The organism is Chromohalobacter sp., assembly GCF_039830575.1.
In the GTDB taxonomy this organism is placed as follows: domain Bacteria; phylum Pseudomonadota; class Gammaproteobacteria; order Pseudomonadales; family Halomonadaceae; genus Chromohalobacter; species Chromohalobacter israelensis.
Genome location: NZ_JBDOOX010000012.1, coordinates 70,141 through 84,397, shown reverse-complemented (window position 1 = coordinate 84,397; position 14,257 = coordinate 70,141). Strand labels below are relative to the sequence as shown.

The 14,257-nt window shown below is 64.7% G+C and carries 17 protein-coding genes and 1 tRNA gene; 1 reads left to right on the top strand and 17 read right to left on the bottom strand.

Annotated features, from left to right (window positions below; genetic code table 11):
* Positions 1-91 precede the first annotated feature (91 nt).
* The 11 genes from ABGX75_RS10195 to ABGX75_RS10145 form a co-directional block, all read right to left on the bottom strand.
* Complete coding sequence (locus ABGX75_RS10195) at positions 92-310, bottom strand: DUF2061 domain-containing protein (RefSeq protein WP_347411452.1); 219 nt, start codon at positions 308-310, stop codon at positions 92-94.
* Positions 311-455: 145 nt separating this feature from the next.
* On the bottom strand, positions 456-1,913 hold the full coding sequence (locus ABGX75_RS10190) for an NAD-dependent succinate-semialdehyde dehydrogenase (protein ID WP_011507587.1): 1,458 nt from the start codon (positions 1,911-1,913) through the stop codon (positions 456-458).
* Between the two features lie 105 nt (positions 1,914-2,018).
* Complete coding sequence (locus ABGX75_RS10185; RefSeq protein ID WP_035411970.1) at positions 2,019-2,480, bottom strand: hypothetical protein; 462 nt, start codon at positions 2,478-2,480, stop codon at positions 2,019-2,021.
* 55 nt (positions 2,481-2,535) lie between these two features.
* Positions 2,536-2,934: a dihydroneopterin triphosphate 2'-epimerase gene (folX, locus tag ABGX75_RS10180; protein ID WP_011507589.1), complete on the bottom strand. Its 399-nt coding sequence runs from the start codon at positions 2,932-2,934 to the stop codon at positions 2,536-2,538.
* Positions 2,935-2,996: 62 nt separating this feature from the next.
* Positions 2,997-3,551 carry a GTP cyclohydrolase I FolE gene (folE, locus tag ABGX75_RS10175; RefSeq protein ID WP_011507590.1) on the bottom strand — a complete coding sequence of 185 codons (555 nt, stop codon included), beginning with the start codon at positions 3,549-3,551 and terminating at the stop codon, positions 2,997-2,999.
* Between the two features lie 127 nt (positions 3,552-3,678).
* Positions 3,679-4,662 carry a serine/threonine protein kinase gene (locus ABGX75_RS10170; protein WP_224113203.1) on the bottom strand — a complete coding sequence of 328 codons (984 nt, stop codon included), beginning with the start codon at positions 4,660-4,662 and terminating at the stop codon, positions 3,679-3,681.
* Positions 4,663-4,695: 33 nt separating this feature from the next.
* Entirely contained in the window at positions 4,696-5,421 is a 726-nt protein-coding gene (locus ABGX75_RS10165) for a ComF family protein (RefSeq protein ID WP_347411318.1), read from the bottom strand.
* 299 nt (positions 5,422-5,720) lie between these two features.
* Positions 5,721-5,805 (bottom strand) — tRNA-Leu (locus ABGX75_RS10160).
* Between the two features lie 315 nt (positions 5,806-6,120).
* On the bottom strand, positions 6,121-6,495 hold the full coding sequence (locus ABGX75_RS10155) for a Rap1a/Tai family immunity protein (RefSeq protein ID WP_347411317.1): 375 nt from the start codon (positions 6,493-6,495) through the stop codon (positions 6,121-6,123).
* Between the two features lie 357 nt (positions 6,496-6,852).
* Entirely contained in the window at positions 6,853-8,364 is a 1,512-nt protein-coding gene (locus ABGX75_RS10150; protein ID WP_347411316.1) for a sodium:solute symporter family protein, read from the bottom strand.
* A complete protein-coding gene (locus ABGX75_RS10145; RefSeq protein WP_035411954.1) occupies positions 8,354-8,584 on the bottom strand; it encodes a hypothetical protein in 231 nt (76 codons plus the stop codon). Before ABGX75_RS10145 ends, ABGX75_RS10150 begins: the two co-directional genes overlap by 11 nt.
* Positions 8,585-8,796: 212 nt before the next feature.
* Between ABGX75_RS10145 and ABGX75_RS10140 the strand changes: the two genes are divergently transcribed.
* Entirely contained in the window at positions 8,797-9,615 is an 819-nt protein-coding gene (locus ABGX75_RS10140; protein WP_035411951.1) for a DUF1206 domain-containing protein, read from the top strand.
* Positions 9,616-9,626: 11 nt separating this feature from the next.
* On the opposite strand, the gene ABGX75_RS10135 is transcribed toward ABGX75_RS10140, so the two are convergent.
* The 6 genes from ABGX75_RS10135 to ABGX75_RS10110 are packed head-to-tail and all read right to left on the bottom strand — an operon-like array spanning position 9,627 to position 14,217.
* Complete coding sequence (locus tag ABGX75_RS10135) at positions 9,627-10,232, bottom strand: HupE/UreJ family protein (protein WP_011507597.1); 606 nt, start codon at positions 10,230-10,232, stop codon at positions 9,627-9,629.
* Positions 10,233-10,269: 37 nt separating this feature from the next.
* The gene (gene ureG, locus ABGX75_RS10130) at positions 10,270-10,944 is read right to left on the bottom strand and encodes an urease accessory protein UreG (RefSeq protein WP_224113199.1); all 675 of its coding nucleotides are present in this window, start codon (positions 10,942-10,944) and stop codon (positions 10,270-10,272) included.
* 13 nt (positions 10,945-10,957) lie between these two features.
* Complete coding sequence (locus ABGX75_RS10125) at positions 10,958-11,650, bottom strand: urease accessory protein UreF (RefSeq protein WP_224113198.1); 693 nt, start codon at positions 11,648-11,650, stop codon at positions 10,958-10,960.
* Complete coding sequence (gene ureE, locus ABGX75_RS10120) at positions 11,640-12,140, bottom strand: urease accessory protein UreE (RefSeq protein WP_011507600.1); 501 nt, start codon at positions 12,138-12,140, stop codon at positions 11,640-11,642. The genes ABGX75_RS10125 and ureE overlap by 11 nt, the downstream gene beginning before the upstream one ends.
* 41 nt (positions 12,141-12,181) lie before the next feature.
* The gene (gene ureC, locus ABGX75_RS10115; RefSeq protein ID WP_035411943.1) at positions 12,182-13,894 is read right to left on the bottom strand and encodes an urease subunit alpha; all 1,713 of its coding nucleotides are present in this window, start codon (positions 13,892-13,894) and stop codon (positions 12,182-12,184) included.
* Positions 13,891-14,217 (bottom strand): urease subunit beta, encoded by a 327-nt coding sequence (locus ABGX75_RS10110; RefSeq protein WP_011507602.1) that lies wholly within the window; start codon positions 14,215-14,217, stop codon positions 13,891-13,893. Before ABGX75_RS10110 ends, ureC begins: the two co-directional genes overlap by 4 nt.
* Between the last annotated feature and the right edge of the window lie 40 nt (positions 14,218-14,257).

Here is a 14,257-nt window from a genome sequence, read left to right as displayed (position 1 = left end):
CGGCCCGCCCCGAATGACATTCGGGGCGGGCCGTTGGCGTTACGAGGGGGGATGTACCTCGCCGCCCCATGCAGCGGCGACTGGCGCGGCGTCAGTGACTCTGGCGCATGCGCATGCAGCTCTGCGGCCCCGGGCAATGCGTCCGGGGCGCTTCACGCTGCAAGCGGCCATGCAGATGGTAGGCGAACAGCGTGACCAGGGGCTCGACCAGAGCGAGCAGCCCCGCCAGCACGGGGTCGGCGGTCAGTATCCAGGTGATGGCGAACACCAGCGGGAAATGAATCACTCCCACGCTCAATGCCTTGTTCATCATCGGCGACCTCCAAGCGCTTCCTGCATGATAGCCATTCTCATGCAGGCCGAGTAATGGAATTTCGTTACCCCGTGTATCGTTTCACGCTATGAACGGGCGATGCGCGTGCCCGCTACCCCCGCTCAGCACGCCGTCGTCTCGCTCAGCCGAGCTCCAGGCACAGGTACTTGGTTTCCATGTATTCGTCGATACCGTACTTGGAGCCTTCACGGCCCAGTCCCGACGCCTTCACCCCTCCGAAGGGCGCGCTGGCATTGGAAATCAGACCGGTATTGATGCCGACCATGCCATACTCCAGCGCCTCCGCGACACGCCAGACACGGCTCAGATCGTTGGCATAGAAATACGAGGCCAGACCGAACTGGGTGTCATTGGCCATGCGCACGGCGTCTTCCTCGTCCTCGAACGGGATCACCGCGGCCAGTGGCCCGAAGGTTTCCTCATGGGCCACTTTCATCTCAGCGTTGGCATGGCTTACCAGCGTCGGCGTGAAGAAGCGTCCTCCCAGGGGGTGTGCATGGCCGCCCAGCAACAGTTCGGCGCCCTTGTCGACGGCATCCTGGATGTGCTCCGACACCTTGGCGACGGCGTTTTCGTCGATCAGAGGCCCGATATTCACGCCCTCCTCGGTGCCCGGCCCGACGTGCAGCTCGCTGTTCATGGCCGCCGCGAGCTTCTCGCTGAAGGCATTGACCACGCTTGACTGCACGAGGAAGCGGTTGGTGCACACGCAAGTCTGGCCGGCATTGCGGAACTTGCTGGCCATGGCGCCTTCGACGGCCGCGTCCAGATCGGCGTCCTCGAAGACCAGAAACGGGGCATTGCCGCCGAGTTCCAGCGAAATCTTCTGAATATGCTGGGCCGCATCGCTCATCAACTGGCTACCCACCTCGGTGGAGCCGGTGAAAGTGATCTTGCGTACCACGGGGGACTCGGTCATCGCCTTGGCGATCTCGCTGGCACGCCCCGGCACCACGTTGAAGACACCGCGGGGAACGCCGGCCTGCTCGGCCAGCGCAGCCAGGGCCGTGGCCGAGAACGGCGTCTGGCTGGCCGGCTTGATGACGATGGGGCAGCCTGCCGCCAACGCCGCGGCCGCCTTGCGCGTGATCATCGAGGAGGGAAAGTTCCACGGCGTGATCGCCCCCACGACGCCCACCGGCTGCTTGAGCACGACGATCCGCTGATTGGCCTTGGCAGCCGGAATGGTATCGCCATACACGCGCCGCGCTTCTTCGGCGAACCAGCGCATGAAGCTCGCCGCATAGGCGATCTCGCCGGCCGCTTCCTTGAGCGGCTTGCCTTGTTCGGCGGTCATGATCGCCGCCAGTTCGTCCTGATGCTCGAGCATCAGCTCGTACCACTTCATCAGGATATCGGCCCGCTCCTGCGCCGTCAGGGCGCGCCAGGCGGGCCAGGCCGATTCGGCGGCCTCGATGGCACGCTCGGTCTCGGCACGTCCCAGCTTCGGCATGCGCCCCACGATCTCGCCGGTGGCCGGGTTGTCGACGTCGATCTGTTCGCCGCTATCCGCTGCGACCCAGTTGCCATCGATATAGGCAAAGGGACGAAACAGCGAGTTCTCCTGAAAGGACTCCATGGCGTTCTCCTTCCTGAAAATGAAGGCGACGATGCGCGCCGCCGTGAATTCATCTTATGCCGAGTCTCGCGATGCCACCAAGCGCAACGCCACTCCCCTGCATCCTCACAACGACAGCAGGCCTGTACTCAAAACGCTGAGCACCGCGATCGCGATGGCCGCGCCGCATAGCGCCTGACCCTTGTAGCGGGCCGGCGCCCTGCGTACCTGACGAATGCCCGCCCAGGCCATGAGCACCGCCAGGGCATCGACGAGCGGCATCCAGACGGCAAACAGAGGGGCCACGGCGACGAGCACCAGGGCGGCCACCGCCCAGGGAGAAAGAAGGGAGGATTTGACGCGCCCCTGGTCATCACGGGTGTGGCGCGCCACGCGTTGCGGCACTGGCGCGTCGAACACCTGCTCGGCCCGCTCGCCGCGGGCGTCGAAACGCAGGCGCGTCCCTTCCCGAGGCAAGCCTCGGCCACGCCAATCGGCCAGGGTGAACCAGTAACGGTGGCCGTCGTCGTCACCGACGATCACGCCCCGTTGGGCGTCGTCATCGAAGCTTTCCAGCTTACCTTGCACGTGGCGATTCCTCGTGGCCGGCCATCACATGACGATCGAGTCGACGGGGCATCGCTCAATCCAGACGTGAATCCGAAAGCGTGACCGAGACGGAATCGGAGAAGCGCAGCGCGTAGGGCTTGTCGATTTCCACTTCCGCCGTGAGCACCTGTTCGTACCCCATGATGATATCCAGCACCTCTCGTGTCATCCGCTCCAGCAGCAGAAATCGATTGTCCTCGACGTAGCCGATGAGATGCTTGGTGATCGTGCGATAGTTGAGCGCCTGCTCGATATGATCGAACTTGACCGCCCGCTCGGCCCGGTAGCGGATGGTGGCGTTGATCACCACATCCTGACGATTCTGGATTTCCTCGTCCTTGATGCCGATATAGGTGCGCAGTCGCAGGTTCTTGATGCGAATCGTCGCCAGATCGTGATCCAGGTGCTGATCGTTCAAGGCATGTAGGGCCATGCGGCATTTCTCCTCGTCGTCGGAATCGCGCCTCGCGCGAAAGGCGCCAGCCAGCGCATCGCTCAGCCGTGAACCAGCGTCAAGAACTCCTGACGCGTGGTCAGATTGTTGCGGAAAGCCCCCAGCATCACGGAGGTCTTCATGCTCGAATTCTGCTTCTCGACGCCGCGCATCATCATGCACATGTGTTGCGCCTCGATGATCACGCCCACGCCGCGTGCCTGGGTGACCTGCTGCACGGCCTCGGCGATCTGACGCGTCAGATTTTCCTGGATCTGCATGCGTCGTGCGTACATGTCGACGATGCGCGCGAACTTGGAAAGGCCCAGCACCCGGCCCTCGGGCAAGTACGCGATGTGGCACTTGCCGATGAACGGCAGCAGATGGTGCTCGCACATCGAATACAGTTCGATGTCCTTGATCAGGACCATCTCGTCGGTCTGCGATTCGAATACCGCGCCGTTGACCAGGGATTCCAGGGTCTGGCCGTAGCCCTGGGTGAGAAACTGCATGGCCTTCGCGGCACGCTTGGGCGTGTCGCGCAGCCCTTCCCGGTCGGGGTCCTCGCCGAGGCCGGCGATGATGTGGCGGTAGTTGTCTGCAAGTTCTTCTGTCATTTAACTGCCTTCGTCATGACGCCCGACCGGGCATGGTTACGTGATGGATACATGATTCATGAGTTTGCCACAGAGGCGAAGCGCGACGCACGCACGATTCTACCAGGCGCCGTGACACACGGCCGCGTCACGCCAGCCAGCGGGGATTTTCCAGCGCCAGGCGCTGCTGCTCGAGGATGCGGATATGCTGATCCCAGTAATCCTCGCTGGCCACCCAGGGGAAGGCACGTGGAAAGGCAGGGTCCTCCCAGCGATCGACCAGCCAGGCGCTATGCCGCATCAAGCGAAGCGTGCGCAACGGCTCGATCCAGCGCAGTTGGCGGCGATCGAACTCGACGTGCTGTTCGTAGCCTTCGATCACTTCGGATAACTGCATCTGCCATTCATCGGCATCCGGTGACGTCAGCAGCATCCACAAATCCTGAACCGCCGGCGCCATGCCGCAGTCATCGAAATCCACCAGCGCAAACTGCTCGTCGCGCCCAAGGATATTGCCGAGGTGGCAGTCGCCGTGAACACGCTGCAGCGCCTCGCTCGGCCAGCACTGCTCGGCGAGCAGCGTTTGCAGGCGCTCGGCGATACGCGCATACGCCTGGCGTTGACGACGGCTCAACCAGTCACTGGCCAGCACGCGCTCGCAGCTCGCCTGGCTGATCGCCATGGGCTCCTGGACGGGGCGCGACTGAAATGTCCGGCGGCGCGCCACGGCATGGACCTGACCGATCAGATCGCCCAGCGCAAAGAGGTGCGCGGGATTTTCAAGCTCCGGCGCCTGCCCCGCCACGTGGGGAAACAGCACGAAGGCAAACCCGTGCGCATGGTGCAGCGTTTCGCCCTGCGCATCCCGCCAGGGCGGCGCACCTGGCACGCCGGCGGCATCCAGCTCATCGAGGAAGGCATGCTCCTCGCGAATCTGTGCCTCGCTCCAGCGCGCGGGACGATAGAACTTGGCCACCCAGCGGCGGCGGTCGTCATCGCTGAGCAGAAAGACGCGATTTTCATAACTATTGAGCGCGAACGGCTCACCGGGCAGCCAAAAACCCAGCGACTCGACGGCGTCGACGACGCGCGCGGGCGTCAAACTTTCGAATGGATGCTTCGAGGCGGTCATGGGGCGTCCTGTTCCGGGTGCCCAGGCATGGTATCAGACTCCACGCGGCGTACGCGCCATCGCCCACGCCTCGACCTGCTGAGCTCCCGACGCGCGGCAGGACTCGGCCAGCGCCGACAGCGTACTTCCGGTGGTCATCACGTCATCGACCAGCGCCACTCGCTCGGGCAGGCCCGGCGCGACGCGGAACGCGCCGCGCACATTGCCACGGCGCGCCTGCCGCGTCAGACCACGCTGGGTGGGCGTATCGCGCTCGCGCCAGGCATGCAGGAGAGGCACGCCCAGGCGACGCGACAGTTCGCGACTCAGCCAGGCGCCATGATCGAACCCGCGTTCGCGGCGACGCTGCGGGTGGGTGGGCACCGCGATCAAGGCATCGGGCAACGGCATGACCGGCATGGCCGCGATGAACAGGCTCGCCAGCAAGGTGCCGGCGCGGGGCTGGGCCGCGAACTTGAAACGCTGGAGCAGCATCTGCGCGACATCCTCGTAGCGCAACGGTGCCCACGTGACATCGAAGGCCGGTGCGGCACGCAGGCAATGTCCGCACAGCGCAACAGAGCGCGCCAAGGGCTCGGCACAGCGCCGACAGGCCGCCCGATTCCAGGGCAATGCGGCGAAACAGGCATCGCACCAGGCCTGTCCCGCCGGGGTCTCGCCCATGCAGAACGCACACTGGCCCGGCAGCGCGATGCTCGCCGCCCGATCGATCCAGCGCCAGACATGCGCCGACAGTCGTGCCACCTTCTCCGCCGTCATCCTCCGACACTCCCGCCCCATTGCCGATCATGGCCTCGCGGCCACCGCCCGGACGACATATTAGCAAAATAAAATGAAGCGACATTCCTGGAAGGATCGGGGCGAGCAAGACAAGACGCCAGCAAGCGGACGACAGTGCGATATCATCCGATCGATCACTATTTCAGTGTCATTTGTGCGAGGACGAGTTCGCGAATCAGTCAACCGAATGGAGGATGCGTCACCATCTGGTCACACGGGAAATCAAGTGGCTCAACTGGAAGGGGTCATCGAAGGCCGAAAAGCCTTGTGAATCAAGCTGGTGCGGATGGGGAGACTCGAACTCCCACGCCTCTCGGCACTAGAACCTAAATCTAGCGTGTCTACCAATTCCACCACATCCGCATGTGCCTGGCAGGTCGAGCGACATTCTACGTATACCGGCATGGAAGTCAATCGCGGCCCGCGGCACGGCGCCTGCGGCGGTGTAGAGGTCCCGGCCCCACCGGCTGTTAAAGAGAGAGCCCCCGAGGACGATCGGGGGCTCTCAATCAGCAAATACCCTTGACGCTGAACGGTGTCAGTATCTCCTTGGCGCGCTGAGCATCCATCCTGGACGACAGCATTCTGTCAAATTTCGAATGCAATAAACTTAACTTGGATCAACAAAGACCCGGCAAACAAGCCGGGTAATACACCGTCACGCCGAGGTGAATCCCCTCATTGACAGGCGTAGGCATCTTGCAGGGCATCCGTGACGACATCGCTCGCCGCGTCGTTCCAACTGCCCGGCGTGTTGTCCAGATAATGCGCAACGTCGTTCAGCACATCCCGCCCCTTGATATCCCCCGGCGCACAGATGCTTTCCTCGGCCTCGAGACGGTCGAAGATCCCTAGCACATAGCCGGTGTAGGTAAAAAACTTGCTGGTATCGTACGTTTTTCCATCCCGAAACTGCTGATAATGCTGTTGAAAATCGAGCAAGTCGGCACCGTTGTAAAAATATCCCCAGGCGTTGCCGCCCCCGCCGAGGCCGAGCCCCACGATCAGAGCCACGCCCCATGCCTGGCGGATGCCGCGTCTTTTCTCCCCCACCATCGACTCCTTGCACCTTTCATCATTCGGACAAAAAAACGCCGGCTGCCATATAGCCGGCGAGGTGCCATGCACGCATGGCGATCGATCTACGCCGGCCTTTCCAGACCGGTTGGAGACGGATGCATGCCCCGCCTCTGGAGACACATGAGACCTGCGTCTTCCTTGGTGATTCGGATCACATGAGCCTGCGAGGCGGCATCCGCCTCCTTCCCTGGCTGCCGGCCACCAACCAGCGCATTCACGCATGTCCCTTGGCAGCGTCCCAGTGACCGGTGATCGCTTGAATCGCCCCCATCTTAGACGTGTAACCGACATTGGCAAAGCTTTGTACAACACGCAGCATCAACGATGCTCTCACTCGCTCACCGAGGTGCGGTGCACAGCACCACGATCACCGGCTGCCCGCCAGCCTGGCGCGGCGATCGCGAAAAAGCGCTCGGTCACAGCACTGGAAGCCGGGCGCGTCAGACAGGAGACCAGCACGAATATCGGCAGGTTGACCAGCAGCCCCCAGAATCCGGCATGCACGCCCAGCGGGTTCCGCCATGCGAGAGTGAACGCCAGCGTCAGCGAAAAGCCGGCCACGATGCCGGCCAACACGCCCCACTTCGAGGCGCGGGTCCAGAAGAACATGCCGATGAAGGCCGGCAGGACCTGGGTGGCGAACCCGAGCCCCACCAGCAGGATCATCACCAGGTTATCCGGTTCGGCGATCGCCACCGGCGCCACGATGAACGCCATGATGGGCACCAGCAGGTAGCGCGCCAGGGCCCCGGTGCGGGCATCGGAAAGCCTCAGCGCGGGCTGGGCGATGTCCTTGGCGTAGGACAGCGCCACCGAGTGCAGGAACGGTTCGCAGGACGACATCGATGCGGCAAGCGTACCCGCCCCCAGCAAGCCCACCAGCCAGACAGGCATCTGTTGCATGGCCAGCTCCAGCGCCACGGTATCGGCACGCGCCAGCTCGGGCAGGCTGTAGATCCCGATGAACCCCACCACCACCATCGGCAGGATGACCACGTAATAGCTCGGCAACCAGGTGGCGCTACGGCGGATGGTGCGTGCCGACGACGCGCTCATCCATTGCGTCCACACCGGCGGCATGAACGACAGCATCGACACGATGATCGACGTGGTCCAGAACGCGAAGCTCATGTCGCCCTGCGCTCCAGGCAGCGTCAGGAACCGAGGGTCCCGGTCACGCAGGGTAGCGAACACATCGCCGAACCATGGCCCGCCGCCGAATCGCTGCGACGCCCACAGACCAACGGCCCAGGCCACCGCCAGCATCAGCACGCCTTGAAAGGCATTGGTGACGCCGATGGCCCGCTGTCCACTGGCGTACAGATAAACGGCGATGCCGAGCAGCACCACCAGCACGCCCGTCCAGACCGGTACGCGCCCACCGCTCATCACGTGCAGGATGTAAGCCGAGCCGATGGTCTGCAGCACCGCGTACGCCAGCGAGGCGATGGACATGACCGCCGCCGCCAGGCCGCCCAGCAAGGGGCTCTCGTAGCGGTCGGCGATGGCCGCGCCTTGGGTGACGTGTCCGAAACGACGCCCGAAGGCCCAGACCTTGGGCCCGAAATACCAGGCCACCAGCGCCAGGTAGGACAGATAGATCACCACATAGAAGACTGCGACGCCCTTGGTGTAGGCCCACCCGGGCGCCCCCATGAAGGTGTAGGCGCTGACGCTGCCTGCCGCGATCAGCAGGTACAGCATGACCGGGCCCAGGCTGCGCCCGGCCACGCCCCACTCCTCGAGGGAATTCATCGAGTGCCCTGCCCGCGCGCGCAGACCAAGCAGGATCGCCACTCCCAGGTAGCCCAGGGTGATCCAGAAAGGAACGCTACTCGTCATCGGGCACGTCCTCCACCCACCGATTGCCGATGGCCATGACGGCACAGCAGGCGAACACGATGAAATAGGCCCACACCGCGATCCACGGCAGGCCGAGGAACAAGCTCGCCCGATTGATCCACCCGATCACCGGCCAGATGCCCAGAACGACGAGCGCGACGAAGGCAATCGTCAACGCCCAGCCACGGCCCGTGACAGGGCGGACAACATAGTGCTTCACGTATATCTCCGCAGGAATGATACCAACGCGATCCAGGCCGATGACCTAAAATGACCGCGCGAGAAAGGCGCACATGGTAGCGTACTCATGCGCGCGAGGGGATCCTTCCGACATGTCTTGCGGCCAGGTGCATCGGTATACATCGGCCACACCGACGAGATAACGTAGCGCGTCGTTTCTCACCTTCTCACCCTGGCGACAAGGATGTCCTCATGAAATTTTCCCTGGCCGGCTTGCGTAACGCACTCAGTGGCACGGCCAGTGCCGGTTACATCGCCAAGGGTATGATCTACTTCACGGTGGGATGGCTGTCGCTGCTCACCACGATCGGGCTCGGTGGCCAGCAGGCCGGCACCGGCGAAGTCATTCGCGCCATCGCGCTATGGCCGTTCGGCACCCTGCTGATCGGCCTGCTCGGTATCGGCCTGCTCGCCTATGTGCTGTGGCGGCTCGCCCAGGCCTGGTGGGACCTCGAGCACAAGGGCAACGACTGGAAAGGCATCCTGCAGCGTCTCGGCTTCGCCATCAGCGGGTTGTTGTACATCGCCCTGGCCTGGCAATGCGCCACGCTGATCATCCTCTCCCTGGCCAGTGGCGGAGGCAGCAGCACCTCGCAGCGCACCGCCGAGCTGCTCGACTATCCCGGCGGACTGTTCGTCCTGCTGGGAATCGGCATCGTCTTCATCGGCGTGGGAGTGCATCAGTTCTATCGTGCCTGGAAGCGCCATTACCGGCGCAACTGGCACATCGAGGACATGCCCAAGGGCCCGATGCCGCTGCTCGAAGGCATCGCCCGCCTGGGGCTGGCGGCACGAGGGCTGGTCTTCGTGATCATCGGGACCTTTCTGAGCGTGGCCGCCATCGAGGTCGATCCCGACAACGCCGAGGGGCTGGGAGGCGTGCTCCACACACTCGCCGAGCAACCCTACGGCCGCTGGCTGCTCGGCGGTGTCTCGCTGGGCCTCGTGGCCTATGGACTCTATTGCTTCATCAATGCCGGTTATCGGCGCACGCGAACGCCGCGCCTGTAACCGGCGTCGACTCAGCCCATCATCAAGGCGCCGCCGGCAGCCGCGATGGCGGCGCCGATGCCACGCAGCCAACGGTTGTCGCGGCGGGCCAGCCACTCGCCCAGCACACGTCCGCCCAGGGTGATGGCCACGCTGGTCGCCACGAAGCCCGTCGCATACAACAACGCGGATGCCCCCGGCGCCAGTTCGCTGCCATGAGCATGGCCATGCAGCAGGATGAAGGCGAACACCAGCATGCCGCCCAGGGCACTTGGCAAACGTACCAGCGAGGCCAGCAGCACCCCGGCCAGCAACACGCTCGAGGCGATGCCGAACTCGACGCCCATGAGCGGTATGCCCATCCAGGCCAGACTGGCGCCCGCCAGCATGCCCAGCGCAATCAACAGCGGCATGGCACGACGCAGCGCGCCCGCCTGGCGGAAGCTCCACAGCCCGATGGCCGCCATCGCCAGCAAGTGATCGAGCCCGGTCAGCGGGTGCATCAGCCCGGCCACGAAACTGCCCGCATGCGAATGCGGCATGTGGCCGGGATGCGCCACTGCCGCACCGGTATACAACAATGCCAGCGGCAGCATGACCCAGGCGCACCGACGTACGTGAAGACCAGACATGAACATGGAACCTCTCCCTTTTGATGAGTGACAAGCGTCGATATCAGGCACCGGCCGGGGCCTCGCCGACCATGGCGGCAGGCGCCCCGGCACGCTGCGACGCCGGCCGGCGCTCCGGCAGCATGCCCCGCTCGAGGATGAAGGCGACGATCTCCTCGACCCCCACCCCGTCGTGCAGGTTGGTGAACACGAACGGTCGCTCGCCGCGCATCTTGCGTGCGTCACGGTCCATGACCTCCAGCGAGGCATGTACCTGCTCGGCGATATCGATCTTGTTGATGATCAGCAGATCGGACTTGGTGATCCCCGGCCCGCCCTTGCGCGGAATCTTGTCGCCGGCGGAAACGTCGATCACGTAGAGCGTCAGATCGGAAAGTTCGGGGCTGAACGTCGCCGACAGGTTGTCGCCGCCGGACTCGACCATCACCAGCTCGAGCGCGGGGTGGCGAGACTGAAGCTCGTCGATGGCGGCCAGGTTCATCGAGGCATCCTCGCGGATCGCGGTGTGCGGACAGCCCCCGGTCTCCACCCCCAGGATGCGGTCGGCGGCCAGGGCTTCGTGCTTGAGCAGGAAGTCGGCATCCTCGCGGGTATAGATGTCATTGGTGACCACGGCGATATCGTAATGATCGCGCAGGGCCAGACAGAGTTGCTTGAGCAGCGCCGTCTTGCCGGACCCCACCGGGCCGCCGACGCCGACACGCAGACAATGTGTCATAGAAATTCTCCCTTTAACTTCTGAACAAGCGTGAGTACTGCGTTTCGTGCAAGGCGCTGGCCAGCGCCAATCCCGGCAACGCCGGTCCCAGATCATCGTCTTCCAGCGCCAGGGCTTCGCTGACTGACGCGACAAGGGCCGGGCGCAGGCGCTCGACGAGACGCTGGGCACTCGTCTGCCCCAGGGGCAAGGCCTTGCAGGCCACCGTCAACTGGTTCTCCAGCCACGCCCAGGCGAAGCCCAGCATGGCATCTTCCCGGCTCACCCCGCGTACCCGAGCGGCCAGCGCGAAGACCACCACGTAGCCCGGCGTTTCGGGCATGGCCGGCGTCACGGGCACCTGATCGAGACTTCTCAGCAAGCGCACCAGCGTGCCGCCCAGGCGCTGCTCTTCCTCGAGCAGCTCGCGGGTCTCACGATTGGCCTGCAGCCAGTCATTCCAGTGCGCCAGGGCATCGGCGTCGCCCTCCGCCCAGGCGCGATGGACGCGCGCCAGCACCGGCAATTCGCAGCGGGTCAGCCCGTCGTCGAGCACGCCGGCGAGCCACTCGCCGAGGCTTGCCTCATCATCGACCCAGCCCAGCTCCAGCGCGCTCTCGAGCCCCTGCGACCAGGCAAAGGCACCGATCGGCAACGCCGGACTGACCAGCTGCATGAGCCCGGCCAGGGCCAGCGGATCGTGCTGCGACACCGGCTCAGTGGACATGTGCCGACGCCTGATGGTGGTGATGGTCGTGACCATGGCCGTGGCCTTCCGCCTGGCCATAGGCGCCCGGCTCGGGATCGAACGGTGCCGCGTGGTGCTCGAGCGTCGCGCCCAGCCGCTCGGCCAGTTCCTCGAGCACGTGATCCGGCGGAAAGCGCACCCAGCCGCGTTGCGCGTCGCCCGCGATGGCCAGTTGCACGTGACGGTTGCCCAGGTGATAGCACAGCCGCGCCAGCGCCAGTGCGCCTTCGATCCGTGCCGTCACCACCGGCTCGTCGGCCGCCTGGACGCGCACCACCTCGCCACTCTCGGCACGCAGCCCGTCGCCGTCGCGCAGCACCGGGCCACGATCGAGGAACAGGCCCAGCTCACGGCCGGCATCGCTGACCGCCTTGAGCCGCCCGCGCATGCGCGCCTCGAATGGCAACGTGAGCGTCTCGCCGGCCTGCTCCGCCGCAATCGGCCCCAGGCGTTCGATCAGTTTCAACATCGTTCAATCTCCCTCTCGGTCACGCGCCCCTGGCGCGTGACTCAAAACAAGTGGTACCGCTGGGCGAGCGGTAGCTCGGTGGCAGGCTCGCAGGTGAGGATGTCGCCATCACAACGCACCTCGTAGGTCTGCGGATCCACCTCGAGATGGGGGCAAACCTCGTTGAGCTTCATGTCGGCCTTGCGCACGCCGCGCACGTCCTTGCAGGCCACCAGATCGCTCTGCAGACCCAGGCGCTCGCGGATGCCGGCATCCAGCGCGGCCTGGCTGACGAAGGTCAGGCGCGTGCGGCTGGCCGCCCGCCCCAGGGCGCCGAACATGGTCCGGTAGTGCACCGGCTGGGGCGTGGGGATCGAGGCATTGGGGTCGCCCATCGGCGCGGCGGCGATCATGCCGCCCTTGAGCATCATGGCCGGCTTGACGCCGAAGAAGGCCGGGTCCCACAACACCAGGTCCGCCAGCTTGCCGACCTCCACCGAGCCCACCGCGTGGGCGATGCCATGGGTGATCGCCGGATTGATGGTGTACTTGGCGACATACCGCTTGGCGCGATGATTGTCCGCACCGCGCGCAGCGTCCTCCGGCAGCAGGCCCCGCTGCACCTTCATCTTGTGGGCGGTCTGCCAGGTCCGGCAGATCACCTCGCCGACCCGCCCCATGGCCTGGGAGTCCGAGGCGATCATCGAAATCACGCCCATGTCGTGAAGGATGTCCTCGGCGGCGATGGTCTCGCGGCGGATTCGCGAATCGGCGAAGGCGACGTCCTCGGGGATGTTGGGATCGAGGTGATGGCACACCATCAGCATGTCGAGGTGTTCGTCGATGGTATTGACGGTGTAGGGGCGCGTGGGATTGGTCGATGACGGCAGCACGTACGACTTGGCGCAGGCGGTGATGATGTCCGGGGCATGCCCGCCCCCGGCGCCTTCGGTGTGGTAGGTGTGAATGCAGCGTTCCTTGAAGGCCGCCAGGGTGTCCTCGACGAAGCCCGACTCGTTGAGCGTGTCGGTGTGGATGGCGATCTGCACGTCGTACGTCTCGGCCACGCTCAGGCAGTTGTCGATGGACGCCGGCGTGGTGCCCCAGTCCTCGTGCAGCTTGAGGCCCATGGCGCCGGCCTCCAGCTGCGCCTCCAGCGCCTCGGGCAGGCTGGCGTTGCCCTTGCCCAGCAGACCGATGTTCATGGGCATGTCGTCGATGGCCTGCAGCATCTTGCCGAGATGCCACTCGCCCGGGGTGCAGGTGGTGGCATTGGTACCGGTGGCCGGGCCGGTGCCACCGCCGAGCATGGTGGTGATGCCGCTCATCAACGCCTCTTCCACCTGCTGGGGGCAGATGAAGTGAATATGGGCGTCGATGCCCCCGGCGGTGAGAATCTTGCCTTCGCCGGCGATCACTTCGGTGCCGGGGCCGATGACGATGTCGACGTCCGGTTGCGTATCCGGATTGCCGGCCTTGCCGATGCTCGCGATATGGCCCTGCTTGAGTCCCACGTCGGCCTTGACGATGCCCCACCAGTCGAGAATCAGGGCATTGGTGATGACGGTATCCATCACCGCCTCGTCGACGCGCTGGCTCTGCCCCATGCCATCGCGGATCACCTTGCCGCCGCCGAACTTGACCTCGTCGCCGTAGTGGGTGAAATCCTGCTCGACCTCGATCCACAGCTCGGTATCGCCGAGCCGCACGCGATCGCCCACCGTCGGGCCGTACATGTCCGCATAGGCCTGACGGTCGATGGTAGTCGGCTTCATGACGTCGCTCCTTTCTCGTCCAAGGCGCCCATGACCGCCTGGCGGAAGCCGTAGACATGCCGTCGGCCGACGAAGGGAATCAGGGTCACCTCGCGGCGCTGGCCGGGCTCGAAGCGAATCGCCGTGCCCGCCGCCACATCGAGGCGATAACCGCGCGTCTTGTCGCGGTCGAAGATCAAGGCCGGGTTGGCCTCGGCAAAGTGGTAGTGCGACCCGATCTGGATGGGCCGGTCGCCGGTATTGGCGACCTCGACGGTGATCCGCTCGCGCCCTGCGCAGAGCTCGATCTCGCCGTCCTGCAACTGGTATTCACCGGGAATCATGGCGCCTCCTTACGAGGTTGCTGAAATGCGCGAGCGCAGC

Excerpts from the sequence above, each read along its gene's own strand:
- ABGX75_RS10195 (WP_347411452.1), bottom strand. The coding sequence starts at position 310 with ATGAACAAGGCATTGAGCGTGGGAGTGATTCATTTCCCGCTGGTGTTC.
- ABGX75_RS10190 (WP_011507587.1), bottom strand. The coding sequence starts at position 1,913 with ATGGAGTCCTTTCAGGAGAACTCGCTGTTTCGTCCCTTTGCCTATATC.
- folX (WP_011507589.1), bottom strand. The coding sequence starts at position 2,934 with ATGGCCCTACATGCCTTGAACGATCAGCACCTGGATCACGATCTGGCG.
- folE (WP_011507590.1), bottom strand. The coding sequence starts at position 3,551 with ATGACAGAAGAACTTGCAGACAACTACCGCCACATCATCGCCGGCCTC.
- ABGX75_RS10170 (WP_224113203.1), bottom strand. The coding sequence starts at position 4,662 with ATGACCGCCTCGAAGCATCCATTCGAAAGTTTGACGCCCGCGCGCGTC.
- ABGX75_RS10165 (WP_347411318.1), bottom strand. The coding sequence starts at position 5,421 with ATGACGGCGGAGAAGGTGGCACGACTGTCGGCGCATGTCTGGCGCTGG.
- ABGX75_RS10150 (WP_347411316.1), bottom strand. The coding sequence starts at position 8,364 with ATGACGAGTAGCGTTCCTTTCTGGATCACCCTGGGCTACCTGGGAGTG.
- ABGX75_RS10140 (WP_035411951.1), top strand. The coding sequence starts at position 8,797 with ATGAAATTTTCCCTGGCCGGCTTGCGTAACGCACTCAGTGGCACGGCC.
- ABGX75_RS10135 (WP_011507597.1), bottom strand. The coding sequence starts at position 10,232 with ATGTTCATGTCTGGTCTTCACGTACGTCGGTGCGCCTGGGTCATGCTG.
- ureG (WP_224113199.1), bottom strand. The coding sequence starts at position 10,944 with ATGACACATTGTCTGCGTGTCGGCGTCGGCGGCCCGGTGGGGTCCGGC.
- ABGX75_RS10125 (WP_224113198.1), bottom strand. The coding sequence starts at position 11,650 with ATGTCCACTGAGCCGGTGTCGCAGCACGATCCGCTGGCCCTGGCCGGG.
- ureE (WP_011507600.1), bottom strand. The coding sequence starts at position 12,140 with ATGTTGAAACTGATCGAACGCCTGGGGCCGATTGCGGCGGAGCAGGCC.
- ureC (WP_035411943.1), bottom strand. The coding sequence starts at position 13,894 with ATGAAGCCGACTACCATCGACCGTCAGGCCTATGCGGACATGTACGGC.
- ABGX75_RS10110 (WP_011507602.1), bottom strand. The coding sequence starts at position 14,217 with ATGATTCCCGGTGAATACCAGTTGCAGGACGGCGAGATCGAGCTCTGC.